Here is a 25,370-nt window from a genome sequence, read left to right on the forward strand (position 1 = left end):
TTTGTGGCAGGGATTAACACACTGCCACCATCATTTTGGCAGCAGCAAAAAGCCCCATGACGGGGCTTTAAGCATTATTTCATGCTCAGCAGCATCTCGTGGGGATGTTCCAGATACTGTTTCCACAGATTACAGAACCTTGCGATAGTGCCGCCATCAATCACCCGGTGGTCCCCTGACCAGCTGATCTGCATGATTTTGCGGGGCACCATTTTTTTCCCTTTTTTATGCAAGCGGGGCAAATCCTGTATTTTGCCCAACGCCACAATGGCCACTTCCGGTTTATTGATGATGGGCGTTGCCACCGTGCCACCCAACGCGCCGATATTGGAGATAGAAATTGTGCCGGCTTTCAAATCCGCCGGTGTCACCCGTCCGCTTCTGGCGGCATCCGTCAGCCGGGTGATATCGGCGGCTATCTCCAGAATGGATTTGTCCTGCACGTCTTTGACATTGGGTACCAGCAGCCCCACTTTTGAGTCCACCGCCATGCCGATATTGTGCCGGGACAGATAGGTCAGTTCGGTACAGTCGTCATTAACGCGGCTATTAATGACCGGGAATTGCGTCAGCGCCAGTGATAGCGCTTTCATGAAAAACGGCATCAAGGTGAGCTTGAGGGTGTCAGAGGCATACTTTTGCTTAAGCTGCTCCCTTAAAGCAACCAGCTCTGTGATGTCCAGCTCTTCGCAGTAAGTAAAATGGGGAATGGTCGATACCGACTCCATCATTTGCCGCGCCATAATGGCCTGCACCCCTTTTATGGGCACGACCTTGTCGGCAACTGTTGGTGGCGCGATAATTGGCGCATCGGCAGGCAAGCTTGAAAGCTGGCTGTCGGCCGGTGCTACATGGGTAAAACGCTCAATATCCTCTTTGTAAACCCGGCCGTGTTTGCCGCTGCCAGGCACTTTGGCAATATCAATATCCAGGCTGCGTGCCAGGCGCCGAACTGCCGGGCTAGCCAGCGCTTTCCCCTGTGGGACCAGGCTGGCCACTGTGGCTGCATTTGCACTGCCAGTGCCGGCATCTACCGTGGGTTCAACATGGGCAGTGGCCGTATCGGCTGCGGTTTCAATGGCATATAAAGGTGCATGCACCTTGGCCAGTTGGCCTTTGTCATAATGCAGCTTGATGATTTTTCCGGCTTTTATCGCCGGAATTTGCACCGAGGCTTTATCGGTCATCACATCACAGATGGGCTGATCTTCTTCAACCCTATCCCCTTCTGCAACCAGCCATTCAATCAGCTCACACTCCACAATGCCTTCGCCAATGTCCGGCAACAGAAAATCTTCAATCTGAACGCCACTTGGCAACTTGTCTGATGATGGCAAGGTTGTGGTGTCTGCTGGGTTTGATACTGGCGCTGCAGCAGCGCCGGCTTCATCCATTTGTACCGCATACAGCGGCATGTGAACCTTGGCTATCTCGCCCTTGGCATAATAAAGCTTGGCAATAACCCCCGGATATGGTGCCGGAATTTGCACCAAGGCTTTATCGGTCATCACGTCACAAATGGGCTGATCTTCTTCCACCCGCTCGCCTTCGGTCACCAGCCACTCAATCAGCTCACATTCAATCACGCCTTCACCGATATCCGGCAAAATAAAATCTTTGATCATCCGTAACTCCTAGAAATTGACCGAGGCCTTGATGGCTTCGAAGGTTTTCAGCGCATCCGGCATGTATTCCTTCTCGTGGATTAACGGATATGGGGTATCCAGACCACATACACGGGCAATGGGCGACTCCAAATACAAAAAGCATTCCTGTTGGATGGTGGCGGCGATTTCACCGGCAAATCCGCCGGTAAGCGGCGCTTCGTGGTTGATTAACAGCCGGCCGGTTTTACGCACCGACTGGGCAACACTTTCCACATCCCAAGGCGCCAGAGTGCGAAGGTCGATAACTTCACAATCAATGCCTTCTTTGGCCGCCATCTCGGCAGCGTTTTCAATCACTTCCATCTGGGCGCCCCAGGCCAGCAGGGTAATGTCCTTGCCTTCACGGACAACTTCGGCTTGTCCCAACGGCAACTCATAGGCATCTTCGGGCACGTCGTTCACCGATGCCCGGTATAACCGTTTGGGTTCAAAAAAGATCACCGGATTGGGGTCGTGAATGGCCGATAACAGCAAGCCTTTGGCCTGATAGGCATTGCGTGGCACCACCACTTTCAAGCCTGCCACCTGAGTGAAATAAGCTTCTGGCGACTGGGAGTGATAATGCCCCCCGGCAATGCCGCCGCCATAAGGGGTGCGAAAGGTCAGACCGCCCACATTGAACTGGTTACCGCTGCGATAACGGAATTTGGCTGACTCGTTCACAATCTGGTCAAAGGCGGGAAAAATGTAATCGGCAAACTGGATCTCCGCCACCGGTGTCATGCCGTGGGAGGCTAGCCCGTTGGCAAAGCCGGCAATCCCCTGCTCCGTTAATGGCGTATTGAAACAGCGGGCCTTGCCGAATTTGTCCTGTAAGCCGGAGGTGGCGCGAAACACTCCGCCAAAATGGCCTACGTCTTCACCAAATACCAGTAATTTATCATCCGCTGCCATCGCCAGCATCAAGGCGTTATTAATGGCTTGCAGCATGTTCATCTTGGCCATGCTCATAATCTCCCTGCGGTTTTAGGATAGGCCTTGGGATATTTGGCCACATGGTTTTTCAGTTCCACAAGCTGCCGTTTGAGATTGGCGGTGGGCACGTCATACACATCTTCGATAATGGTATCCAGGTGCGGTGCCGGCACTTTTTCGGCAGTCTTAAGGGCATTGAGCACTTCTTGGCGATAACGTTGGTTAAGCTCCGCATCATCCTCTTCCGTGAGCCAACCTTTGTTGATTAGCCACAGCTTGAAGCGTTTTACCGGATCATGCTGTTGCCAGCGGGCTTCTTCATCCTTGGAGCGGTAGCCGGAAGGATCATCCGAGGAGGAATGAGCGCCCAAACGGTAAGTCATGGCCTCAATCAGCACCGGCTCACTGTGCTTGATGGCCCAAGCTCTGGCCTGCTGGGTAGCGGCCAGTACCGCCAGCATGTCGTTGCCATCCACCCGAATGGTATGCATGCCATACCCCAAGCCGCGGCTGGCAATGCCATTGCCGGCATATTGCTCTTCCGTGGGCGTGGAAATGGCGTAACCGTTGTTACGGCAAAAGAAAATCACCGGCACTTTATGTACGGCCGCCATGTTCAATCCCGCATGGAAATCCCCTTCCGAGGCCGCGCCTTCGCCAAAATAACAGATGGCCACATTACGTTTGCCCTGCATCTTCAAAGCGTAACCCACGCCGGATGCCTGAGGGATTTGGGTAGCCAATGGCGACGAGATAGTCTGAAAATTCAGCGCGTTACAGCCGTAATGAATGGGCATTTGCCGCCCTTTGCCCAAATCTTTTTCATTGCTGAACATCTGGTGCATGAAATCTTCCGTGGTAAAACCGCGGTAACGCAGCGCGGCATGTTCGCGATACTGAGCCAGGATAACGTCTTCATCATCCAGTGCCGCCACGCTGCCAATCACCGCGGCTTCTTCACCGGTGCAGGTCATGTAGAAACTGATGCGCCCCTGGCGCTGTGCCGCCAGCATGCGTTCATCCAGCGTACGGATAAACACGCAAGCATCAAATATTTTCCGCGATAAGGCTTCATCAATCTGGGGAAGCACGGCATTTTCATAAGGGGTGCCATCGGCTTGTAACAGTTTCAGAATGGGAATGTTAAGGGCATCCCTGTCCAGAAATGTTGCACGATGCACCACCTGTTGACTAACGGTAATGTTGCTCATGATGTGCTCTTATAGTTTGATTAAGCAGGATTTCTCCTGCCATTGGTTATAGTGCATTAGCAGCACACTAGGTTAACTTTAAACAGCTGACAATCTTTGTGATCCAGCTAACACCAAGTTTGATGGCTACCGTGCGTATAGCTAGCTTTACATATCAGGCCAATGTGGCGGACATCTCGGGCACGACACACAGCGCCGCCCGTTGTCCCACAGGGATATGACTGTTGGGAAATACAATGGCTTCGTCATCATGCTCCGCCACCACCGGCTGACCGTTTTCCATGGCTAAAACCTCACCTTTGGCAAATCGGGTAAAGTTGGGTAACCGCCCATCAAAGGTAAAGGCAAAATCGGGATAATGCTTGGTGATCACCCGGCATACCCGATATATCATCAGCGTCTCTGGCTGGAACTCGGCATCTGGCAATTGTGGCTGGCTCAACAAGTTACTGAGCAATGCTTGCATGGGCGCCAACTGCTGCGGGTCATTCTGGCCGAAGGGATGCACTTTGCCCAGCTCTACCGTAAAGGCTTCTGCTGCAAAATTGGCGGATGAGGCATAACTGAAGGTGGTGGTGGGTTCATGATGCAATAAAAACGCTTCCACGCCACCGGCGTTCAGCAAGGCCAATTGCCGTTTTGAGTGGGGCTTGCCGGGGCGATAAGGGCACACGGCAAAACGCTCATGGCGCGAAGCCCTGATGGCGGTATGCAAATCGTAATGCAGCCGTTGCCCGCCCCCGGTTTCAAAAAAGCGCCGCACATGGTGCTCCAGCCTTGCCGCCCGCTGTCTTTCAGCGTTTTGCGGCCCATTGCCCTCCCCATGGGCACCATTAAACAGCCGGTTCAGGTTTTCTTCTACAAAGCGGGTTCCCTTTATCATGGCCGGGGGGTTACCGAAGATAAACATCACCCGCTGACGTAAGGGCAAGGTTTGTTTGATGATGTTGTGGATGAGGCGGTTGCAAAGCTCTATGGGGGCGGTTTCATTGCCGTGAATGCCACAGGACAACACTATGTCATGGTGGGCTACGGCCGCAAGCGGGGAAAACACCACAACCCCGCTGTCCCATAATTCCACTTGGGTATGGCCGGCGATGGTGGCCGATGCAGTGGGGCTTGCCAACGGGTTGGCCAGTGTCAGCTTCAAAAAGTCAGCCTGTTGCAGAAGTTGCTGCAGCACGGTTTTCTCCTTAGGTTAACGTTCCCTGAGTGGCTCATGGTAGCACATCCGGTCATGCCGGCTGGATATGACTTATGCCTAAATGATGATTGTAAATTGTCAGGATTTGATGAATAATTTTAGCCATCCAGACATCTAAAAGGGTTATCTATGGCAATTGCAACATTTGGCGCCGGCTGTTTTTGGGGCGTGGAATATTTTTTTCGGCAGGTTCCCGGGGTACTCAGTGCAACCAGTGGCTATATGGGCGGTGGCGATAAACCGGTCACCTATGAACAGGTGAAAACCGGCAACACCGGCCATGCCGAAGTGGTACAGATTGAATATGACCCACAGCTTGTCAGCTATGATGCACTGCTGCAGGTTTTCTGGAAAAACCACAACCCCACCAGTCTCAACAAGCAAGGTGCGGATATGGGCACTCAATATCGCAGTGTGGTGTTTTTTCACGACCAAGCACAGAAACAACTCGCCGAAACGTCAAAACTTGCCTTAATGCGCAGCGGCAAATGGGGCATGCGCCAAATAGTCACCGAAATCGTGCCCGCTCAAACCTTTCATCCGGCAGAAGCGTACCACCAGGATTATATCCGCAAACATGGTTTGCCCAGTTGTCACATAGCATATTGATGGCTAAGATAATTATCGGGTTCTCTAATAAAGATAAAACGTCATTCATCAACCTGATTTTTAAAAGGATTTAATATGAAGTGCCATCAGTTAGCTGCCGTGCTTATGGGAACGTTATGCTTGTCAGTGGCCCAAGCTTCCGAGGAAAAACTGCCCTATTGTTCACAGGAACATTGCGAAAAAATCTTGCATAACAAGCTGTTGAACCAAGCCAATATGGTGGTCTGGAAAGGTGATAGTGAGATTATCAAGACATTCACTTTTGACCTGGATAAGGACGCAAAGCTGTCATCTGTGACCCAAGGTGTCAAGCAAATAACCAATCTCTCTGATAATGCCATTACGTATGTTCCGGCAGAGTCCTGTAAAAGTGGCAGCTGCTCCACGTCAATCAGCTATAGCTATGAGACTGACGCAGAACTGATTGGTATCGTTGCCGTGTTTATCTACTACGATGGGCAGTTGCTTGATGTCGATATTAATGAGCACAGGCTCCCAAAAAGCCAGTTAACATCCCGCAAGTGAAATAGCAAAACGCACTCTGATGAGTGCGTTTTTTCAATGCCATGACAGGCAGCCTATGTGGTAATGGTACGCTGCCGTCAGCCCTCGCCTTTCAGCGCATTTTTAACCAGCTGCTGCGCATCGCGCATCAGTTGTTCCAGATGCTGCTCGTCAACAAAACTTTCGCCGTAGATTTTAAAGAGTGCTTCGGTACCGGAAGGTCTGGCGGCAAACCAGCCATTAGCCGTGGTCACTTTGATGCCACCAATGGCCGCACCGTTGCCCGGGGCATGGGTGAGTACGGCAGTAATGGCATCACCCGCCAGTGTGCTGGCATTAAGGGTGTCGCCATTCAGACGGCCAAAGCGGGCTTTTTGCTTGGCATTAATGGGGCTGTCAATGCGGCGGTAATAACAGCGGCCAAATTTGGCAACCAGCGTTTCATAATGCTCGGCTGGGGTTTTACCGGTCACGGCAATGATTTCAGCGGCAAGCAGCCCCAGGATTATGCCGTCTTTATCGGTGCACCAGGTGCTGCCGTCCTGCTTAAGGAACGCCGCACCGGCACTTTCTTCACCGCCAAAAGCCAAAGAGGCATCCGCCAGCCCGTCAACAAACCATTTGAAGCCTACCGGCACTTCACAAAGCTCCCGTTGGTGAGATGCCACGATTTTGTCAATCAGCGCACTGGAAACCAGGGTTTTGCCGATTTTCAGCTGGGCTGACCACTGGGGGCGATGGCTGAGCAGGTAATCAATGGCCACCGCCAGATAATGGTTGGGATTCATCAAACCGCTACCGGGGCAGACAATGCCGTGGCGGTCATAGTCGGGATCGTTACCGATACACACATCATATTCATTCTGGTGTTTCAGCAAGCCGGCCATGGCATAGGGTGAAGAGCAATCCATGCGGATTTTGCCGTCTTTATCCAGTGGCATAAAGCCAAAGGTGGGGTCTACTTTGTCATTCACCAAGGTGATGTCAAGGCCATAGCGTTCGGCGATTTTTTCCCAGTAATAGATGCCTGAACCCCCAAGAGGGTCAATGCCGATTTTCACCCCGGCCCTGGCAATGGCAGCCATGTCAATCACCTGCACTAGCGCGGTGACATAAGGCGTGATCAAATCCTGCTGCTTAATCAATCCGATAGCTGATGCCGTGCCGTAATTGAGTTTTTTGACGCCTTCCAGCTGGTTTGTCAGGTACGCATTGGCGCGGTTTTCAATCCAACTGGTTATCTCCCCTTCCGCTGGGCCGCCATGGGGGGGATTGTATTTGATGCCGCCATCCTGAGGCGGATTGTGGGATGGGGTGATGATGATCCCATCACTCAGTGCCAAATCGCCCTTAGCTTTTCCCTCATTGGCCGCCACAATGGCCTGGGATACCACTGGGGTGGGCGTAAAACTTTCGTGTTGCTGCACCACCACATTGACCTCATTGGCCAACAGGACTTCCACGGCTGAAATGTATGCCGCTTGTGACAAGGCATGGGTGTCCATCCCCAGAAACAACGTGCCGTTTATGCCTTGCTGCTGACGATAATCCACCACGGCCTGCACGATGGCCCAGATGTGGTTTTGGTTGAAGCTGCCATTAAACGCACACCCCCGATGGCCAGAGGTGCCAAAGCTGACCCGCTGTGCAGGCTGGGTGACATCCGGCACTTGCCGGTAATAAAGGCTCATCAATCTGGGAATGTTCACCAGATCCTGTTGCTGGGCGGTTTGACCGGCGCGTTGGTGTAGGGCCACAATACTCTCCTTGTGCTGTTAAACTCTGTAATGTCAGGCTAGCGGTAACACTTCATCGGCAATGGTGTGTGCCCGGGTTTCATTGCATCCCAGTTTTTCCAGTGCTTCCAATAAAATGGCGTGTTTTTTCCCGGTATTGTTATTGGTGGTTACCCAATAGCCGCTATTGCCTATCTCCTTGGGATTGGCAGATTTGCTGGCGGCCAGTAACGCGGCTTTTGAGGTGGCGAAATACAAGCGATCCCGCCCCTGCACCTGCAACACTTTTTCAAACTGCTGCGGCATTTGCTGGTACAGTGCTTCCAGCACAAACAGAAAACGCCCTACCGCGCCTTTTTGCGCTTCAAGCACATTGGCGGTATAGAGCTGTTCAAAATTGATGGACTCGGTGATGGGCGGCAGGCTATTGGGGGTGTAGGAGGTTTCCATCCCGGGATGGCTTACGGTCTCCGGGGTGTCTTCAGCATGAACAGTCAATGACGCCAGCCCCAGTAAACGGCGCAATATGTCCGATGCACTTTCACCGATCCGCTCGGTTTTGCCGGCAATAAAGCGATAGAGTTCGTCATCCACTTCAATATATTTCATGCCTTTTTCCTGTGAATAGTCCAGTGATGGGTTGTTGACCAGCAGACTAACCGCCATGGCCTTATCGGTAATACAACACAAAAGTATGCCACAAACTCACTATGGGAAAAGCACAAATCCATGAAAAAACGGTAAATGCGCCCTCACCGTATTTCTGCCCGAAAAAGCCGGTGAAAAACCGGGCAATCACCGCTGTAAAAATCATCAGGCAAGGTTTGGCGCTTGTATTGCTGTGAGCTTTGCCGCAAAATTTTTCACCATAAGATGGAACCAATCCGGGATGGCCGCCGTTACCGGCTAAACCGATGCAGGAGAAATAATGTTTTACACAGAAGCCGGTAGTGGTATTCCGGTAGTATTAATCCACGGTTTGTTTGGTGATGGTGATAACCTCAAGGCATTGGCACACGCACTGGAAACGGATTATCGGGTGATCCGCATCGATTGTCCCAATCATGGCCGCAGTGAGCACCTTGCCGAAATGGGTTATCCGCAAATGGCCCGGATGCTGGGGCAGCTGCTGGATGAACTGGACATCAGCAAAGCCCATTTTGTTGGCCATTCCATGGGTGGGAAAATCGCGCTGGCCACCGCCCTGTTAATGCCCCAACGAGTGTTGTCCGTTGTGGCTGCCGATATTGCGCCGGTGGCTTACAGCAATCGGCACGACAAGGTGTTTGCCGCCATGGCGAACTTGCCGCTTGACAGCAAGGATCGCCGGGAGGCATTACAGCATTTGCTGGATGCCGGCGTGGATGAAGCCACCGCCCAGTTTTTGCTGAAAAGCCTGCGCCGCACGGCCGGCGGCTTTGAGTGGAAACTCAATCTGCCCGGGCTTATCAACAGCTACCCCAATATCATCGGCTGGTTCAATCCCACGACTCGCCCCGACTTTCTGACGTTCAACGGCCCCACGTTCTTTTTGCACAGCGCCGATCCGGTTTACGTCAACAGCAGTTACCGCGATGAGATTGTTAAACAGTTTCCCCAGGCAGAGTCCAAGGCCATTACCGGCACCGGCCACTGGTTACATGCCCAGAAACCGGCATTATTTAATCAGCTGGTGCGGGATTTTCTCCACAAACACGCCTCCGGTCAGTGAAGCGGCATTCATGATATAGCAGCAGTGGTATCAATGTGCTATAGTCGCGCCTCTTTTATGCCCGATAATAGATTCCGATAATTTTTAAGGAGCTAACAGCGGCTCCCAGGGCCATTTCGGGTAAGCGGTACAGGTTTGGGTACCGGGGTGATGGAGAGTGAGGGTTGACCACGGTCAATCCAGCGCAGTTAGCATTCGGACAGCGACGTCCGATGAAAAGAACAAGATAAATGGCAAAAGAATCATCTGACAGAACGACCATCGACCTTTTTGCCAATGAGAAGCGTCGGGGCCGTCCGAGGAGTAATCCCCTTCCCAGAGAACAGCAGTTACGCATCAACAAACGTAACCAGGTGAAACGGGACAAGGAAAAAGGATTGAAACGGATTGAGTTAAAGGTGTCACAAGATTTGTATGATGCCTTGAACGAACAGGCTTCGGCCAGTAACATCAGCCGCAGTCAACTGATCGAACATATTTTGCTGCAGAACGTTGATAACCTCTGCGAGTCTTAATGGATCAGAATTGTATCACGCACTAGTTAGTTGAATTAAAGGAAAGACGATGGCAACTGTAGGTCTTTTTTTCGGAAGCGATACCGGTAACACCGAAGCCGTAGCCAAAATGATCCAGAAAAAACTGGGTAATAAAATGGTGGAAGTAAAAGATATCGCCAAAAGCACCAAAGAAGATATCGCCGCTTATGATCTGTTGATCCTCGGTATCCCCACCTGGTATTACGGTGAATCCCAATGCGATTGGGATGACTTTTTCCCTGAACTGGAAAAAATCGACTTCACTGACAAGTTGGTGGCCATTTTTGGTTGTGGCGACCAGGAAGATTACGCTGAGTATTTCCTCGATGCCATGGGGACACTGCGTGACATCGTTGAAGCCCGTGGCGCCATCATTATCGGCCACTGGCCCACTGCCGGTTATGAGTTTGAAGCCTCAAAAGCCCTGGTGGACGACAAGCACTTTGTGGGATTGGGCATTGATGAAGACCGCCAGCCCGAACTGACCGAAGAGCGGGTTGATGCCTGGGTAAAACAGATTTACGACGAGATGTGTCTGGCCGAGTTGGAAGACTGAACGGACAACATGTTTGACAAGGCGGCTTAAAGGCCGCCTTTTTATTCAATCACTAACACCTTATATGAACCGTAACACTCAACACTGGGACATCTTTTGCACCGTCGTGGATAACTACGGCGACATCGGTGTTACCTGGCGCCTTGCCCGGCAGTTGGCTCATGAATACGCCCTTGACATCCGTTTGTGGGTGGATGATTTGCAAAGCTTTGCCCATATTCTGCCGATGCTGGACCCTCAACAGCCTCAGCAATGCTTTGACGGCGTGACCATTTTGCATTGGCAAACGCCCCTCCCCAGGGAGTGGCAACCCGGAGACGTGTTGATTGAAGCCTTTGCCTGTGAATTACCGCCGCAGGTGCTGCGCCTTTTGCCCACACTGCCCTCACCTCCTGTATGGATCAATCTGGAATACCTGTCGGCAGAAGCCTGGGTGGATGATTGCCATGGCCTGGCATCCCCGGCCCTTGACGGGGTGAAAAAGGTTTTTTACTTTCCGGGGTTCAGCGCCCAATCCGGCGGGCTTATCTGCGAGCAGGCGCTCTTTGAACAGCGCGATGCATGGCAACACTCGTCGCAGGGCAAAAAGTCCCTGTGGCAGTCTCTGGGGCTTGATATTGCCGAGAATGACATCGTCATCAGCCTGTTTTGTTATCAGCATGCACCAATGGATGGGCTGTTGGCGTTGTGGCGGGACGGGCCACAAACACATCATCTGCTGGTGCCAGCGGGCAAGGCATTTGATGCCATCACCCCATGGCTGCAACAGCAGTCATTCACCCGGGAAAATGATGGGCTGCATGTGGCAGGTCATCTGCATGTCCACCGGCTCCCCATGACCAATCAGCAAGGTTATGATCAGCTGCTGTGGAGCTGTGATTTCAATATTGTCCGCGGGGAGGATTCCTTCTTGCGGGCCCAATGGGCGGCCAAACCTTTCATCTGGCACATTTATCCTCAGGAAGAGGACGCCCACCTGCTAAAACTGGATGCTTTTATGCAACGTTATTGCCATAATCTGTCCAGCACCGTGGCCAATGACTGGCAGCAGCTTAATCTTGCGTTCAATCAACAAGATGCCGAAGCTGTTTGTCACTATTGGCAAAAATTGATACCTGTCAAGGGGGCGTTGTTGCAACATGCGAAACAATGGCCTATTGACGCAATAAATGACGCAGATCTGGCAAACAGGCTAGTGAAAATGGTCAAAAACGGCTAAGATGCTGCGCTGAACTGAAAAACCGTGAAATATAGGAATCTACGTAATGAAAACTGCTCAGGAAGTCCGCGCAGGTAACGTGATCATGGTTGACGGCAACCCTATGGTTGTACTGAAAACCGAATACAACAAATCCGGCCGTAACGCTGCTGTTGTAAAAATGAAACTGAAGAACCTGCTGCAAGGTTCAGGTACTGAAACCGTATTCAAGGCTGATGACAAACTGGATGACATCCAGCTGGAACGCCTGGAATGTACCTATTCCTACTTTGCCGATCCAATGTATGTTTTCATGGATGCCGAGTACAACCAGTACGATGTTGAAGCTGAAAACATGGGCGATGCCATCAACTATATCGTGGATGGCATGGAAGAAATCTGCCAGGTTACCTTCTACGAAGGCAAAGCGATTTCTGTTGAAATGCCAACCACCATCGTGCGTGAAGTGGGTTATACCGAACCTGCTGCCCGTGGCGACACTACCGGTAAAGTGATGAAACCTGCCAAACTGGTAGGCAGCGATTTGGAAGTGATGGTTGCTGACTTCGTGAAAGAAGGCGACAAAATCGAAATCGATACCCGCACCGGCGAGTTCAAAAAACGCGTATAACCGTGTTAACGCTCAGGCGTTATGCGGCATGAAAAAGGCATCCTTAAGGATGCCTTTTCTTTTGGCCGATTGTTGGTGAAAACGTTCCGGCCTTGTCAGCCATTTCAAACCAGATGCCGGTAAACCAACAGCGCGGCCTTCCCTATGGGGCCAAATGCCAACAGCATGAAGACCACCATGACCGCAACGTAGGTTAACCGGCGCAGATAACGCCAGCCATGATACATAAGGCGCTAGCGTTAACCGATTTTTTCCAGGCCGCCCATATAGGGACGCAGCACTTCCGGTACGGTAATGGAACCGTCTGCGTTTTGATAGTTTTCCAGTACAGCCACCAAGGTACGGCCAACTGCCAGCCCGGAACCATTCAGGGTATGCAGCAGTTTGGGCTTTTTGTCATCCTTACCGCGATAACGCGCCTGCATGCGACGCGCCTGGAAGTCTTTCATGTTGGAGCACGAAGAGATTTCCCGGTAAGTATCCTGTGCCGGCAGCCAGACTTCAATGTCATAGGTCTTGGCCGCGCTAAAACCCATGTCGCCGGTGCACAACACAATGACCCGGTAAGGCAGGCCCAGTTTCTGCAGTACGGTTTCAGCGTCCTTGGTCAGGCTTTCCAGCTCATCCATGGAGGTTTCAGGTTTGGCCAGTTTTACCAGCTCCACCTTGTCAAACTGGTGCTGACGGATAAGGCCACGGGTATCTTTGCCGTAGGAGCCGGCCTCACTGCGAAAACATGCGGTTTCTGCGGTGAGTTTAATGGGCAGGTCTTCTTCATCCACAATGCTGTCCCGGGCCAGGTTGGTCAACGGCACTTCTGCAGTAGGGATAAGGTGCAAGCTCTGCCCTTCTTCCGTGGCAGGCTTGGTATGAAACAAATCTTCAGCAAATTTTGGCAACTGGCCGGTACCCAGCAAGCTGGCATCATTCACCAGTAGCGGCACGTAGGTTTCGGTGTAACCGTGGGACTGGGTATGCAAATCCAGCATGAATTGCGCCAGCGCCCGGTGCATGCGGGCAACCTGGCCTTGCATTACCACAAAACGGGCACCGGTAAGTTTTACCGCACTCTTGAAATCCAGCCCTTTGACCTGCTCGCCAAGATCCACATGATCCTTAACGGGGAAATCAAACGTGCGCGGTGTGCCCCAACGGCGCACTTCAACGTTTTGGGATTCATCCGTGCCAACCGGAACCGACTCATCCGGCAGGTTTGGCATGCTCATGGCGATGGCATTGAGATCGCTGAGCAGCTGAGCCAGTTCCTGCTTTTTGGCATCCAGCTCACTGCCAAGCTCATTTACCTTGGCCATGATTTCACAGACATCTTCACCCTTGGCTTTTGCCTGTCCGATGGTTTTGGACATAGCGTTACGACTAGCCTGCAGCGCTTCGGTTTCTACCTGCAGGGCTTTGCGTTTTTCTTCCAGCTTGGTCAGCCGGTCGACATCAAGAATAAAACCACGGGTAGCCAACCGCTCTGCAGTGGTGGCAAGTTCATTACGCAGATATTTAGGATCTAACATCTTCTTGTCTTTAGTTATTAAACGCGTGAAAAAATCAGTTGCTGCCCCAGGAACACCATCAACAGACAGATCCCCAGATTCAGTACCACATTTAAGAATGCCTTCAGCCATTCCCCCGCTTGTATCAGTAACAGGGTTTCATTGGAGAATGTGGAAAAGGTTGTCAGTGCGCCGAGCAACCCCACACCTATCAGCGCCTTGATTTCCGGACTGATATGGCTCACCTGCCCCAACGCAAAAACGGTGCCCATCATAAAAGAGCCCAAGACATTGACCACCAGTGTACCAAAAGGGAAACCCGTGCCAAATAGCTGAATCATAAATAACGAAATAAGATTGCGCAAAACCGCGCCGGTTGCGCCGCCCAAGGCGACCCATAAAAGATTATTCATAACGTTTGCGCTCGCTGAGCATATCAAGTTGTTGTAGCTGTTTTAGTTTTTCTGCCATGCGTTTTTCAAAACCGCGCATGGACGGCTGATAAAAGCGGCTGTTTTTCAGGGCTTCGGGGAAATAGTTCTCACCGGCGGCATAAGCATGGGGCTCATCATGGGCGTAACGGTACTCTTTCCCGGCGCCCATCTCTTTTAGCAGTTTGGTAGGCGCATTGCGAAGGTGCAACGGCACGGCTTCACCGCTGGTGTCTTTGGCCAGTTGCCTGGCAGCCTTGAATGCGGTGTAAACGGCGTTGCTTTTGGGCGCCAGTGCCAAATACACAATGGCCTGGGCAAAGGCCCGTTCGCCTTCGGCAGGCCCTACCCGATGAAAGCATTCCCAGGCATTGAGCGCCACGGTCATGGCCGTCGGGTCCGCATTGCCTACATCCTCTGAGGCAATGGCCAGTAACCGGCGCCCCACATACAAAGGGTCACAGCCGCCTTCCAGCATCCGGCAATACCAATACAATGCGGCATCCGGTGCAGAGCCACGGATGGATTTATGCACGGCGGAGATGAGGTCATAATACTGATCGCCGTTTTTATCAAAACGGGCCAGTTGCTGGCCGGATACCTGCACCAATAACTGCTCGCTAAAGGTGTCGCCGTCGGACAGCATGTCGCTCATCAGTTCCAGCAGATTCAGCGCCCGGCGCCCGTCACCATCCGCCACCTGAGCCAGTTGGGTTAACACGGCCGCTGGCATGATTAGCCGCCTGGCCCCCAGCCCGTTGTCATCGTCACTGAGCGCCCGCTGGATTAACAGTGCAATGTCCGCATCGGTCAAGCGGTTAATGAGGTATACCCGCACACGGGATAACAGTGCGTTGTTGATTTCAAACGAGGGGTTTTCCGTGGTGGCACCAATGAAAATCACCGTGCCATCCTCAATAAACGGCAAAAAGGCATCCTGCTGGCTTTTATTGAAGCGGTGCACTTCATCCACGAACAGCAATGTCCGCTGCCCACGCGATTGGGCAATGGCTTGCGCATGTTCAATGGCGGCGCGGATCTCTTTTACCCCGGAGGTGACCGCAGAGATGCGCTCCACATGGGCGTTGATGCTGTGGGCTATCAATTCTGCCAGTGTGGTCTTGCCGGTACCGGGCGGCCCCCAGAACATCATGGAGTGGGCTTTACCGGCTTCCAGTGCCTGGCGCAGGGGTTGCCCTTCGCCAAGCAGATGCTGCTGACCAATATATTGCGCCAGCGTTGTGGGGCGCATTCTGGCGGCAAGCGGCCGAAAATCCGGCGCAAAATCAAAACTCATACTGGACATGAATTATTGGCCATGGTTAATGCGTTGGTCATCCACATACACCCCTTGGGCGGGTGTAAACGTGAACAACCCCTGGTCAGCAGCCGTTAATGGTTGCTGTTTTGCCAGGGTGAACAGGCTCTTGTTGCCTTGGGTGTCATCCAGGCTCAGGCTGGTTAACTGGTTACCGGAAAAACAGACCTCCACCTGCTGTACACCGCTGTCTGCCTGCTTGGGCGTAATGGTATAGCAGTCACCGGACGCGGTGATATGGTATTGCGACCAGGTTGCCTGATCGCGCTGCACCAGCAAGGTGATGGGCGATGCGGCAATGGCATCAGAAAACCCGAGTACGCTGACCTCTTCGGCAAAAGGGTTATAAATCCATACATCCTTGCCATCTGCCACAATCAGCGATTCGTCCGGCTGGGTCAGATGCCAGTAAAAGCGGTTGGGCTGGGACAATGCCAGCATGCCGCTGCCTGACTGGATTTTCTTGCCGTTGATATCGGTCACCAACTGGGCGAATTCCGCTTTTAATGCCCCATTGGCATCCAGTTTGGCCTGCAGTTGTTGTTCCGTGCTCTGGGCTTGTACCTGCAAACTGCCCAGCAGTAACAGCACACCTAACAATTTTTTCATGAATACCTCTTGCGGCTTTTATCTGGGTGGTGGTGGTGCCAGCACTTCACGATTGCCGTTATGCCCCTGGGCGCTGACCACCCCTTGCATCTCCATTTGTTCAATGATGCGAGCGGCCCGGTTGTAGCCGATTTTAAATTTGCGCTGCACACTGGAAATGGAGCCGCGACGGGTTTCCGTGACAAACGCCACGGCTTCATCGTAAAGCTCGTCGCATTCATCATCACCGCCCTCGGGCGCCTCTCCGGGCAGCAGTACCTGTTCGCCGTCGCTGGCGCCTTGCAAAATCTCATCAATGTATTGCGGTTTGCCACGGGCGTGCCAGTCAGCCACCACATTGTGCACTTCATCGTCGCCGATAAATGCACCATGAACCCGCACGGGAACGCCGCTGCCCGGAGGCAGGTACAGCATGTCCCCCATGCCCAGCAGGGTTTCGGCCCCTTGCTGATCGAGAATTGTGCGCGAGTCAATTCGGGATGACACCTGAAAGGCAATGCGGGTGGGAATGTTGGCCTTGATAAGCCCGGTGATTACATCCACCGAGGGGCGCTGGGTGGCCAAAATCAGGTGAATGCCGGCCGCCCGGGCTTTTTGGGCAATGCGGGCAATCAGCTCTTCCACTTTTTTGCCCACAATCATCATCATGTCGGCAAATTCATCCACAACCACCACAATGGACGGCAGTTTTTCCAGCTCGCTGGGAGCCTCTTCCATGCTTTGGCCTTCACGCCACAAGGGGTCGAGCAGCGGCTCACCGGCGGCTTTGGCTTCTGCCACCTTGGCGTTATAGCCTTTAAGGTTACGCACGCCCACCGCCGACATCAGCTTATAACGGCGCTCCATCTCCCCAACGCACCAACGCAAGGCATTGGCGGCTTCTTTCATATCAGTGACCACTTCACAAAGCAGATGAGGGATGCCCTCATATACCGACAGCTCCAGCATTTTCGGGTCAATCATGATAAAACGCACGTCATCCGGGCTGGATTTATACAGCATGCTGGTGATCATGACATTCACCCCCACGGATTTCCCGGAACCGGTGGTACCGGCTACCAGCAGGTGGGGCATTCTGGCCAGGTCAACCACCACCGGCTCACCGGCAATATCCTGACCAAGCACCATGGTGAGCGCCGATTTATGCTCTTGGAATGCCTGGCAATCCAGCACATCCCGCAAGAAGACGGTTTCGCGGAATTTATTGGGCAGCTCCAACCCCACATAGGCTTTGCCCGGGATCACCTCAACCACCCGCACGCTTTCGGCCAGCAGGGAGCGCGCCAAATCCTTTGACAGGTTGGAAATTTTGGAAGCCTTGATGCCGGGTGCCAGTTCCAGTTCAAAGCGGGTAATCACCGGCCCCGGATAAACACCCACCACTTGGGCCACAATATTGAAATCCGCCAGTTTGGCTTCCACCAGGCGCGCCACGTGTTGCAGCTCTTCTTCGGAAATCGGATTGTTTTTACGGTTGGGCACATTGAGCAGTTCCAGACTGGGCAATGGTGCCATGGGCTTGGCCGGCGTGCCGGTGTCTTGCCCCGGCAACACAATGATGCCGTTTTCCACCCGGGCGCTTTGGGCTTTCAACTGCTGGCGTTTGCGCTGACCGGCTCGAGCATTGTCATTGGCCGGAGTGTGGTCAAACTCGATGGTGTCATCAGCCACATCGAGAGCTTCCTCTTGCGGGTTCGCCGCGAAATGGATTTGCGGCTCCACCCGGGGTTTGGCATGTTCCGTAACCGGTGTGTCGGCTTTTTTACTGAAACGGGACAACAATCCGCCACTGGCAGGTTCTTCAGCCAACGGCTCGTCTGCATCCTCCTCTTCGGGCGCGGCGTTGGCAGCTGCCTCTGCCTGTTTTTGCCGCCGCTGACGATATTTGTCAACCACAGACATAAAGCCCTGGGTATCGGCAGTGTCGGCACTACGGGCAAACATCTGGGGCAAGTGCCAGAGTTTTTTCAGGCACCACAAGGTGGCCAGTCCCAGCATTTCGGTGATGGTAATCCAGCTTATGCCTGTCATGAGGGTGAAACCTGCGCCCACAAAACATAACAGCAGTAAGGTGGTACCCAACTGGTTAAAATAGGGCAACATGCCCTGCCAAATCACGTCACCTGCCACGCCGCCGGCTGAAAATTCATAAATGTCATTGGCATTCATGCTGGCCAATGCCGCCAACCCCAGCAGCATCAGCAAAAAACCCACCAGGCGCAAGCCTACGGAGAAATAGTCAATCTCACTCAGATGATGGGTCCGTTTGAACAGCAACCATCCCGCCGAGGCAATCACCATCGGCAACACAAAGGCGGTATACCCCAAAAAATAAAAGAGTACGTCGGCAATCCAGGCACCTACCTGCCCGGTGAGGTTATTCACTTTTCCCTGAAAATTGGCCTGGCTCCAGCCAGGATCGCCGGGATTAAAGCTGCTAAGCGCCAACAAAACATACACCGCCAACATGCAGCAGAGGATCAGTCCGCCTTCTTGCAGACGTTGCAAACCGCTAAGGGTTTTTATGCTTTTTCCCTGAGACAAATGAAACTTCCGTCTGAGCAAATATGAATGACACCTAAGATACCAGAATCTAGCCAAAGGTGCAGTGCTATCAACAAGGTAAGTGGTGATTGAACAAGCGCCGGTACAGCTTGGGTTAAGGCGTTTTGCAAGGATTTGTACAAATAAAAAACAGCCGGTAAAAACCAGCTGCTTTGACGTAAGACTTAAGAGGAGATGGCGATGCGGTTGGTCTGCTTAACTTCTTCCATCACCACGTAGGTTCTGGTATCTGAAACAGATGGCAGTTTTAGCAAGGTTTCCCCTAATAGTTTGCGATAAGCGGACATGTCTGATACCCGGGTTTTCAACAAATAGTCAAAATCGCCAGAGACCAGATGACATTCCTGGATGTCATCCAGCAACTGTACCGCGCGGTTGAACTTATCGAACACCTCCGGGGTATCCCGGTTCAGGGTGATTTCCACGAATATCAGCAGTGAAGCATCCAGATAATGGGGGTTTACCAGCGCGGTATATCCGCTAATAAAACCATGTTTTTCAAGTCTTTTAACCCTTTCGAGGCAAGGGGTCGGGCTCAGTCCCACCCGTTTTGACAGCTCCACGTTGGAGATGCGGCCGTCATTCTGCAATTCAATGAGAATGTTGCGGTCGATGCGATCGAGATCTTTGATGGAATTTTTCTTATTATCAGCCATTTTTTTAACCTTGTTTTATTTCTAAAACAGTTTTTTATATTGCGTATGTAGAAAGTTAAGCAGCATATACTGCTTTGGCAAGTCTATACTAGACTTTCCTGATTGTTTTTTGTCAGGATCGCAATTATAACAAATATACCATACCCGGCTGCGGGATAAATTCAACTTGAGGCGCAAAAATGAAGATAGGTGTTCCAAAAGAGATAAAAAACCATGAATACCGAGTTGGCATCGTCCCCTCCGCTGCTCGCGAACTGACCATGCAAGGCCATGATGTTTACATCGAGCACAATGCAGGACTTGGCAGCGGCTTTAGCAACGATGATTACATTGCCGCAGGCGCCGCCATTCTTGACAGCGCCGATGAAGTGTTTGCCACTGCAGACATGATAGTAAAAGTCAAAGAACCCCTTGCCGTTGAACGGGCCAAATTGCGCCACGACCAAATCCTGTTCACTTACCTGCACCTGGCGCCGGATCTTGCCCAAACAGAAGATTTATTAAAAAGTGGTGCCGTGTGCATTGCTTATGAAACCGTTACCGATGACAAAGGCGGATTGCCCTTGCTGGCCCCCATGTCTGAAGTGGCTGGCAGGATGTCGGTTCAGGCCGGTGCCATGGCGCTGGAAAAATCCCACGGCGGCTGCGGCATGTTGCTGGGCGGGGTGCCCGGTGTGGAGCCTGCCAAAGTGGTGATTATTGGCGGTGGCATGGTGGGCACCAATGCTGCCCAGATTGCGGTGGGCATGGGTGCCGAAGTGGTCGTGTTAGATCGCTCCGTTGAGGCCTTGCGCCGTATCAATGCCCAGTTTGGTGCTGCGGTGACCACCGTGTATTCCACTGCAGATGCCATTGAGCGTTATGTCACTGCAGCTGATTTGGTGATTGGCGGGGTACTGATTCCCGGTGCCCAGGCACCCAAGCTGGTGACCAAAGCCATGGTGAAAAAAATGAAACCCGGCAGTGCCATTGTGGATGTGGCCATTGATCAGGGCGGCTGCGTTGAAACCTCCCATGCCACCACTCATCAGGCACCCACCTATATTGTGGATGATGTGGTGCATTATTGCGTGGCCAACATGCCTGGTGCTGTGGCAAGAACCTCTACCTTTGCCCTGAATAACGTCACCCTGCCCTACATTATGAAACTGGCCCGCATGGGCTACAAAGAAGCCTTGCTGGATGACAAGCACCTGCTGGCAGGACTGAACGTGATGCATGGCAACCTCACTTGCAAAGAAGTGGCCGAATCTCACAATCTGGCATACACCCCGGCACTTAGCCTGTTACAATAATCATCGAATTATTAACGGTTATGGGATAAGGAGCCGTGGTGCTCCTTTTTTTTCGATTGGGGCAATCTTGATTATGCCGGGAAGCAACCTTTACCCCCTGAATCAAATTACCTACAATCGCGGAAAATTTTGAAAGGCATGGAGGAATTTATGAGCCAAGCTAAACATTGTCATCTGCTTATTCTGGGATCTGGCCCTGCCGGATATACCGCTGCAGTTTATGCGGCTCGTGCAAATCTGAAGCCTGTGATGATCACCGGGATGCAACAGGGCGGACAATTGACCACCACCACTGAAGTGGAAAACTGGCCGGGTGACCCGGATGATCTGACCGGCCCCTTGTTGATGGAGCGGATGCACAAGCACGCCGAAAAATTCAATACGGAGATCATCTTTGATCTGATCAATCACGTGGATCTGCAGCAGCGCCCGTTTCGCCTTAGCGGTGACAACGGCGATTACACCTGTGATGCACTGATCATTGCCACTGGTGCATCCGCCCGCTATCTGGGACTGCCCTCTGAAGAGCTGTTCAAAGGCAAAGGGGTTTCTGCCTGTGCCACTTGTGACGGCTTTTTCTATCGCAATAAAAAAGTGGCCGTGATTGGCGGCGGCAATACCGCTGTGGAAGAAGCCTTGTATCTGTCCAACATTGCGGCTGAAGTGCATGTCATCCACCGCCGGGACAGCTTCCGCTCAGAAAAAATCCTGATTGACCGCCTGATGGAAAAAGCCCAAAACGGTAATGTCACCCTGCACCTTGATAGCACCCTGGATGAAGTGGTGGGTGATGACATGGGCGTTACCGGCGTTAAACTGAAAAACGTCAAAGACGGCAGCATCAGCGACTTGGAAGTGGCCGGCGTGTTCGTTGCCATTGGCCACAGCCCCAATACCGGGATTTTCGACGGCCAGCTGGAGATGAACAACGGCTATCTGAAGGTAAACAGCGGCATTAACGGCAATGCCACTCAAACCAGCATTCCCGGTGTATTTGCCGCTGGGGACGTGATGGATCAGTTCTATCGTCAGGCCATTACCTCTGCCGGCACTGGCTGCATGGCGGCACTGGATGCAGAACGTTATCTGGACGCGCAAAAATAATTGAAGCCTTCCATGAAAAATCCACCACTTGTTGGTGGATTTTTTATACCTGGTCATCTTACGCAGCCATTTTTCCCACAATTGGAAAAAACGTGGCAACAGTGCAGTAAAGCATGCATAGGCAAGCATTCGGCATAATCCAATCTCAATGCATAAAAAAGTCCGCAATCAATGCGGACTTTCTATGCATACCAGTGTGAATGTCACGTAATGCCGTCAGGCAATCAAGATAAAGCCGAAAAAGGCGATAACCGCCGTGATCAGGGCATAAGGTAACTGGGTTACCGCATGGCTCACCAGATTACAGCCGGAGCCCTGGGCCGCCAACACGGTGGAGTCGGAATAGAAACACGCCTGGCTGCCAAAGGATGATGCGGAGAGCAACGCGCCAATCACCAGGGGAATGTCTGCCCCCACCGAGATTGCCAGCGGCATCACAATGGGAATGGTGACCGCAAAAATACCCCAGCTGGAGCCGGTGGCAAACGCCAAAATGGCCATCGCCACAAACACAATGGCTGGCAGCAGTTGGGCGGTCATGTAAGGGCTCAGTACATTAATCACGTATTGGGGCAACATCAGCTGATCGCATACATTCTTGAACACAAACGCCGCAATAACGGTACCAATGGCCGGCAACATGCTTTTGAAGCCATTAATCATCTGATCCATCATTTCTGACAACGGCATTAAGCGCTGCACCGCATAATAGGGAATGGTAATCACCAGCGTGGCCAACAACCCTTTCCAGACGTCAATGTCAAAGTACACGGTAAATGCCACCAACAGCACGATGGGCACGAGGAAGTTATGCAATTTCCCCTGGCGATCGGCATGTTTGAACTCTTCTTCCATGGCCTTGACCGCATATTCATCGGATGTTTGCACGTCTTCATTGGCCATCAGCGCCCCATCCATTTTGCCTGCCTTGGCGGCCAGCTCGGCTTTTTTCATAGGGCCAATGGCCGGTACAATCCCGGCGGCAACCAATAGCACCATCAATACCGCCAGCCAGGCATACAACATGTAAGGAATCGCCTGCATGTACACATGAATGCCATCCCCCTTGGCAGCCACGCCGTTATCTACCAGCAAACCGCCAAAAAATACCGCCCAGGTGGACAGCGGCACAATCACGCATACGGGGGCCGCGGTGGAGTCGACAATATACGCCAGCATTTCCCGGGAAATTTTGAACCTGTCGGTGACCCGTTTCATGGTGGAGCCCACCGTTAAGGCGTTGAGATAATCATCAATGAAAATCACGATTCCCAGCACGAATGTCATCAGCAAGGAGGAGCGCGGCCCCTTGGCAAAACGCATGGCATTGTGACCAAAAGCCATTGCGCCACCCGTACGCACCAACAGGGCAATTAACGCCCCGAAACTGCCGCAAACCAGGATTAACCAACCGATGGTTTCATCCCCCATGACGCTCAATGACACTTCGGCAAAATTATTCAGTACCTCGCCGGGCTCCAACAACAACAAACCCGTTACGGCACCGATGATCAGCGCCAGAATCGGGCGCCGCAACCAAATGGCAAAAACCAACACCACAATGGGTGGAATAAGACTTAACGCTGTCGGCTCAGACATGCATTTAGTTCCCTAAGAGTAAAAACATATCGTTCAAAGATGCATTGCTACCCTAAAGCGTTGCACCTGTTAACTGCCAGGTAGGTTTTTGTCATGAACACTAATGCAGCTGTCTGGACACCATCCCAATAACATCCGGCTGAAAATAAATCGCTTCTGTCGTCTAGTCAACCAAATATCTATGCCCTGCCATGCAACTGCTCAAGCTGTAGCTATTCATGGTGTCTTTGTGATGGAATTCATACTATTAGCCACCAGGAACAGGCATAGAACACTTGGTTACAATTACTTGATTTTTGGTTATATATACGAAATAAACGCATATAGATTTATCAAGCAGCACCCGCTTTGCAAGTGAAAAACACCACTAAATCCTTACAGGGCAGTGATATGTGTTGTTTGTGTTGGAAAAATTTCCATCGCAATGGATAAATCAACTGAAAAATATAGATATTTTTTTATTTCCCTCTTTTTAAATGGGGGAAAATTCGCTATTGTTCCGAGTCCAATCTCATTTGTTTTAAACCATCAGCTTCGAGGTAATATGCGGCCTATTATTAAATCCCATAAACTGGACAGTGTATGTTATGACATTCGTGGTCCGGTTCATAAGGAAGCCCGCCGCCTAGAAGATGAAGGTCACCGAATCCTCAAGCTCAATATCGGGAACCCAGCTGTATTCGGCTTCGAATCCCCCGAAGAAATTGTCCGTGATGTGATCCTGAACCTGCCATCTTCTCAGGGTTATTGTGAATCCAAAGGTCTGTTCTCCGCCCGCAAGGCGATTGTGCAGCATTATCAGTCTGAAAATATCAAGGGTGTGGATATTGAGGACGTGTACATCGGCAATGGTGTATCAGAACTTATCATGATGTCGATGCAGGGGTTGCTCAACTCCGAAGATGAAGTGCTGCTGCCCTCCCCCGATTATCCATTATGGACCGCCGCGGTGAATCTTGCGGGCGGCAAGGCCCGCCATTACATCTGCGACGAGGAAGCCGACTGGTTCCCGGATCTGGATGACATTCGCAGCAAAATCACTCCCCGCACCCGTGGGATTGTGATCATCAACCCCAACAACCCAACCGGGGCGGTATATCCCAAAGAGTTATTGCTGGAAATCGTGGAAATTTGCCGTGAGCATTCATTAATCCTGTTTGCCGATGAAATTTACGACAAGATCCTGTACGACGGCGTGCAGCATACCCATGCGGCCAGTTTGTCTGATGACATTTTAACCATTACGTTTAACGGGTTATCAAAAGCTTATCGTGCTGCCGGTTTTCGCATTGGCTGGATGATGCTGTCTGGCAACCGTAAGGCAGCCAGAAGTTATATTGAAGGGCTGGAAATGCTCTCGTCCATGCGTTTATGTGCCAATGTGCCCAACCAGCACGGCATACAAACCGCCCTGGGCGGATATCAAAGCATCAATGAGCTGACAGCACCTGACGGACGCCTGGCCATTCAGCGTGACACCTGTTACGAACTGTTAAACCAGATCCCGGGCGTGAGCTGTAAAAAACCCAAAGGCGCCATGTACGCGTTCCCCAAACTGGATGCCAAGCGTTTCAGTTTGCGTGATGACGAGCGGCTGGTGCTTGATTTGCTAAAAGAGAAAAAAATCCTGCTGGTGCAAGGCACCGCCTTTAACTGGGCGGCACCGGATCATTTGCGGGTGGTGTTCCTGCCTTACAAGGAGGATCTGCAGCGCGCGCTGTTCGCGTTCGGGGATTTCTTAAGTCATTACCACCAATAAGTTTTATCTTAAGCCGTGCCCGTCACGGCTTTTTTACGCTTTCACGTCATC

23 protein-coding genes are annotated in these 25,370 nt (G+C 52.0%); 10 read left to right on the plus strand and 13 right to left on the minus strand.

Going from position 1 to position 25,370, the window contains the following annotated elements; all coding sequences use genetic code 11:
* Positions 1–74: 74 nt before the first annotated feature.
* From ACIDEJ_RS04380 to astE, 4 genes are all read right to left on the minus strand, one after another.
* A complete protein-coding gene (locus ACIDEJ_RS04380; protein WP_411986880.1) occupies positions 75–1,625 on the minus strand; it encodes a dihydrolipoyllysine-residue acetyltransferase in 1,551 nt (516 codons plus the stop codon).
* Between the two features lie 9 nt (positions 1,626–1,634).
* Positions 1,635–2,612: an alpha-ketoacid dehydrogenase subunit beta gene (locus ACIDEJ_RS04385; RefSeq protein ID WP_411986881.1), complete on the minus strand. Its 978-nt coding sequence runs from the start codon at positions 2,610–2,612 to the stop codon at positions 1,635–1,637.
* Between the two features lie 2 nt (positions 2,613–2,614).
* Positions 2,615–3,793 carry a thiamine pyrophosphate-dependent dehydrogenase E1 component subunit alpha gene (locus ACIDEJ_RS04390; RefSeq protein ID WP_411986882.1) on the minus strand — a complete coding sequence of 393 codons (1,179 nt, stop codon included), beginning with the start codon at positions 3,791–3,793 and terminating at the stop codon, positions 2,615–2,617.
* Positions 3,794–3,947: 154 nt separating this feature from the next.
* A complete protein-coding gene (gene astE, locus ACIDEJ_RS04395; protein WP_411986883.1) occupies positions 3,948–4,976 on the minus strand; it encodes a succinylglutamate desuccinylase in 1,029 nt (342 codons plus the stop codon).
* A 150-nt stretch (positions 4,977–5,126) separates the two neighbouring features.
* On the opposite strand from astE, the gene msrA reads away from it, so the two are divergent.
* Positions 5,127–5,606 (plus strand): peptide-methionine (S)-S-oxide reductase MsrA, encoded by a 480-nt coding sequence (gene msrA / locus ACIDEJ_RS04400; protein ID WP_411986884.1) that lies wholly within the window; start codon positions 5,127–5,129, stop codon positions 5,604–5,606.
* Between the two features lie 75 nt (positions 5,607–5,681).
* Positions 5,682–6,131: a hypothetical protein gene (locus ACIDEJ_RS04405; protein ID WP_411986885.1), complete on the plus strand. Its 450-nt coding sequence runs from the start codon at positions 5,682–5,684 to the stop codon at positions 6,129–6,131.
* A 77-nt stretch (positions 6,132–6,208) separates the two neighbouring features.
* Here the strand turns inward: ACIDEJ_RS04405 and pgm are convergent, their stop codons facing one another.
* Positions 6,209–7,867: a phosphoglucomutase (alpha-D-glucose-1,6-bisphosphate-dependent) gene (gene pgm / locus ACIDEJ_RS04410; RefSeq protein ID WP_411986886.1), complete on the minus strand. Its 1,659-nt coding sequence runs from the start codon at positions 7,865–7,867 to the stop codon at positions 6,209–6,211.
* Positions 7,868–7,900: 33 nt separating this feature from the next.
* Entirely contained in the window at positions 7,901–8,455 is a 555-nt protein-coding gene (gene seqA / locus ACIDEJ_RS04415) for a replication initiation negative regulator SeqA (RefSeq protein ID WP_411987099.1), read from the minus strand.
* Between the two features lie 319 nt (positions 8,456–8,774).
* Here seqA and ACIDEJ_RS04420 point away from each other — a divergent pair, with 319 nt between their 5' ends.
* The 5 genes from ACIDEJ_RS04420 to efp all read left to right on the plus strand — a co-directional run bounded on the left by ACIDEJ_RS04420 (position 8,775) and on the right by efp (position 12,478).
* The gene (locus ACIDEJ_RS04420; RefSeq protein ID WP_411986887.1) at positions 8,775–9,557 is read left to right on the plus strand and encodes an alpha/beta fold hydrolase; all 783 of its coding nucleotides are present in this window, start codon (positions 8,775–8,777) and stop codon (positions 9,555–9,557) included.
* Positions 9,558–9,787: 230 nt separating this feature from the next.
* Complete coding sequence (gene ybfE / locus ACIDEJ_RS04425) at positions 9,788–10,072, plus strand: LexA regulated protein (protein WP_411986888.1); 285 nt, start codon at positions 9,788–9,790, stop codon at positions 10,070–10,072.
* Positions 10,073–10,121: 49 nt separating this feature from the next.
* A complete protein-coding gene (gene fldA / locus ACIDEJ_RS04430) occupies positions 10,122–10,649 on the plus strand; it encodes a flavodoxin FldA (RefSeq protein WP_411986889.1) in 528 nt (175 codons plus the stop codon).
* Positions 10,650–10,713: 64 nt separating this feature from the next.
* Positions 10,714–11,868, plus strand: a complete 1,155-nt coding sequence (gene earP, locus ACIDEJ_RS04435) for an elongation factor P maturation arginine rhamnosyltransferase EarP (protein WP_411986890.1) — start codon at positions 10,714–10,716, stop codon at positions 11,866–11,868.
* A gap of 46 nt (positions 11,869–11,914) precedes the next feature.
* Positions 11,915–12,478, plus strand: coding sequence for an elongation factor P (efp, locus tag ACIDEJ_RS04440; protein ID WP_411986891.1), 564 nt, complete (start codon positions 11,915–11,917; stop codon positions 12,476–12,478).
* Positions 12,479–12,717: 239 nt separating this feature from the next.
* Here the strand turns inward: efp and serS are convergent, their stop codons facing one another.
* From serS to lrp, 6 genes are all read right to left on the minus strand, one after another.
* A complete protein-coding gene (serS, locus tag ACIDEJ_RS04445) occupies positions 12,718–14,004 on the minus strand; it encodes a serine--tRNA ligase (protein WP_411986892.1) in 1,287 nt (428 codons plus the stop codon).
* Between the two features lie 17 nt (positions 14,005–14,021).
* Positions 14,022–14,396 carry a fluoride efflux transporter CrcB gene (gene crcB / locus ACIDEJ_RS04450; protein WP_411986893.1) on the minus strand — a complete coding sequence of 125 codons (375 nt, stop codon included), beginning with the start codon at positions 14,394–14,396 and terminating at the stop codon, positions 14,022–14,024.
* Positions 14,389–15,720, minus strand: a complete 1,332-nt coding sequence (locus ACIDEJ_RS04455; RefSeq protein WP_411986894.1) for a replication-associated recombination protein A — start codon at positions 15,718–15,720, stop codon at positions 14,389–14,391. Before ACIDEJ_RS04455 ends, crcB begins: the two co-directional genes overlap by 8 nt.
* A gap of 3 nt (positions 15,721–15,723) precedes the next feature.
* Positions 15,724–16,341, minus strand: a complete 618-nt coding sequence (gene lolA, locus ACIDEJ_RS04460; RefSeq protein ID WP_411986895.1) for an outer membrane lipoprotein chaperone LolA — start codon at positions 16,339–16,341, stop codon at positions 15,724–15,726.
* A gap of 18 nt (positions 16,342–16,359) precedes the next feature.
* Complete coding sequence (locus ACIDEJ_RS04465; protein WP_411986896.1) at positions 16,360–18,885, minus strand: DNA translocase FtsK; 2,526 nt, start codon at positions 18,883–18,885, stop codon at positions 16,360–16,362.
* A gap of 185 nt (positions 18,886–19,070) precedes the next feature.
* Positions 19,071–19,562: a leucine-responsive transcriptional regulator Lrp gene (lrp, locus tag ACIDEJ_RS04470; RefSeq protein ID WP_411986897.1), complete on the minus strand. Its 492-nt coding sequence runs from the start codon at positions 19,560–19,562 to the stop codon at positions 19,071–19,073.
* 179 nt (positions 19,563–19,741) lie between these two features.
* Here lrp and ald point away from each other — a divergent pair, with 179 nt between their 5' ends.
* Positions 19,742–20,857 (plus strand): alanine dehydrogenase, encoded by a 1,116-nt coding sequence (gene ald / locus ACIDEJ_RS04475; RefSeq protein WP_411986898.1) that lies wholly within the window; start codon positions 19,742–19,744, stop codon positions 20,855–20,857.
* Between the two features lie 150 nt (positions 20,858–21,007).
* A complete protein-coding gene (gene trxB / locus ACIDEJ_RS04480) occupies positions 21,008–21,961 on the plus strand; it encodes a thioredoxin-disulfide reductase (protein WP_411986899.1) in 954 nt (317 codons plus the stop codon).
* Between the two features lie 216 nt (positions 21,962–22,177).
* Here the strand turns inward: trxB and ACIDEJ_RS04485 are convergent, their stop codons facing one another.
* Positions 22,178–23,560: a Na+/H+ antiporter NhaC family protein gene (locus ACIDEJ_RS04485; RefSeq protein WP_411986900.1), complete on the minus strand. Its 1,383-nt coding sequence runs from the start codon at positions 23,558–23,560 to the stop codon at positions 22,178–22,180.
* 544 nt (positions 23,561–24,104) lie between these two features.
* Between ACIDEJ_RS04485 and ACIDEJ_RS04490 the strand changes: the two genes are divergently transcribed.
* Complete coding sequence (locus ACIDEJ_RS04490) at positions 24,105–25,319, plus strand: pyridoxal phosphate-dependent aminotransferase (RefSeq protein ID WP_411986901.1); 1,215 nt, start codon at positions 24,105–24,107, stop codon at positions 25,317–25,319.
* Positions 25,320–25,370 lie beyond the last annotated feature (51 nt).

The organism is Shewanella mytili, from assembly GCF_046765975.1.
GTDB classification, from domain to species: domain Bacteria; phylum Pseudomonadota; class Gammaproteobacteria; order Enterobacterales; family Shewanellaceae; genus Shewanella; species Shewanella mytili.

Coding starts and splice junctions, on each gene's coding strand:
- ACIDEJ_RS04380 (WP_411986880.1), bottom strand. CDS start 1,625: ATGATCAAAGATTTTATTTTGCCGGATATCGGTGAAGGCGTGATTGAA.
- ACIDEJ_RS04385 (WP_411986881.1), bottom strand. CDS start 2,612: ATGGCCAAGATGAACATGCTGCAAGCCATTAATAACGCCTTGATGCTG.
- ACIDEJ_RS04390 (WP_411986882.1), bottom strand. CDS start 3,793: ATGAGCAACATTACCGTTAGTCAACAGGTGGTGCATCGTGCAACATTT.
- msrA (WP_411986884.1), top strand. CDS start 5,127: ATGGCAATTGCAACATTTGGCGCCGGCTGTTTTTGGGGCGTGGAATAT.
- ACIDEJ_RS04405 (WP_411986885.1), top strand. CDS start 5,682: ATGAAGTGCCATCAGTTAGCTGCCGTGCTTATGGGAACGTTATGCTTG.
- seqA (WP_411987099.1), bottom strand. CDS start 8,455: ATGAAATATATTGAAGTGGATGACGAACTCTATCGCTTTATTGCCGGC.
- ACIDEJ_RS04420 (WP_411986887.1), top strand. CDS start 8,775: ATGTTTTACACAGAAGCCGGTAGTGGTATTCCGGTAGTATTAATCCAC.
- ybfE (WP_411986888.1), top strand. CDS start 9,788: ATGGCAAAAGAATCATCTGACAGAACGACCATCGACCTTTTTGCCAAT.
- fldA (WP_411986889.1), top strand. CDS start 10,122: ATGGCAACTGTAGGTCTTTTTTTCGGAAGCGATACCGGTAACACCGAA.
- earP (WP_411986890.1), top strand. CDS start 10,714: ATGAACCGTAACACTCAACACTGGGACATCTTTTGCACCGTCGTGGAT.
- efp (WP_411986891.1), top strand. CDS start 11,915: ATGAAAACTGCTCAGGAAGTCCGCGCAGGTAACGTGATCATGGTTGAC.
- serS (WP_411986892.1), bottom strand. CDS start 14,004: ATGTTAGATCCTAAATATCTGCGTAATGAACTTGCCACCACTGCAGAG.
- crcB (WP_411986893.1), bottom strand. CDS start 14,396: ATGAATAATCTTTTATGGGTCGCCTTGGGCGGCGCAACCGGCGCGGTT.
- ACIDEJ_RS04455 (WP_411986894.1), bottom strand. CDS start 15,720: ATGTCCAGTATGAGTTTTGATTTTGCGCCGGATTTTCGGCCGCTTGCC.
- lolA (WP_411986895.1), bottom strand. CDS start 16,341: ATGAAAAAATTGTTAGGTGTGCTGTTACTGCTGGGCAGTTTGCAGGTA.
- lrp (WP_411986897.1), bottom strand. CDS start 19,562: ATGGCTGATAATAAGAAAAATTCCATCAAAGATCTCGATCGCATCGAC.
- ald (WP_411986898.1), top strand. CDS start 19,742: ATGAAGATAGGTGTTCCAAAAGAGATAAAAAACCATGAATACCGAGTT.
- trxB (WP_411986899.1), top strand. CDS start 21,008: ATGAGCCAAGCTAAACATTGTCATCTGCTTATTCTGGGATCTGGCCCT.
- ACIDEJ_RS04485 (WP_411986900.1), bottom strand. CDS start 23,560: ATGTCTGAGCCGACAGCGTTAAGTCTTATTCCACCCATTGTGGTGTTG.
- ACIDEJ_RS04490 (WP_411986901.1), top strand. CDS start 24,105: ATGCGGCCTATTATTAAATCCCATAAACTGGACAGTGTATGTTATGAC.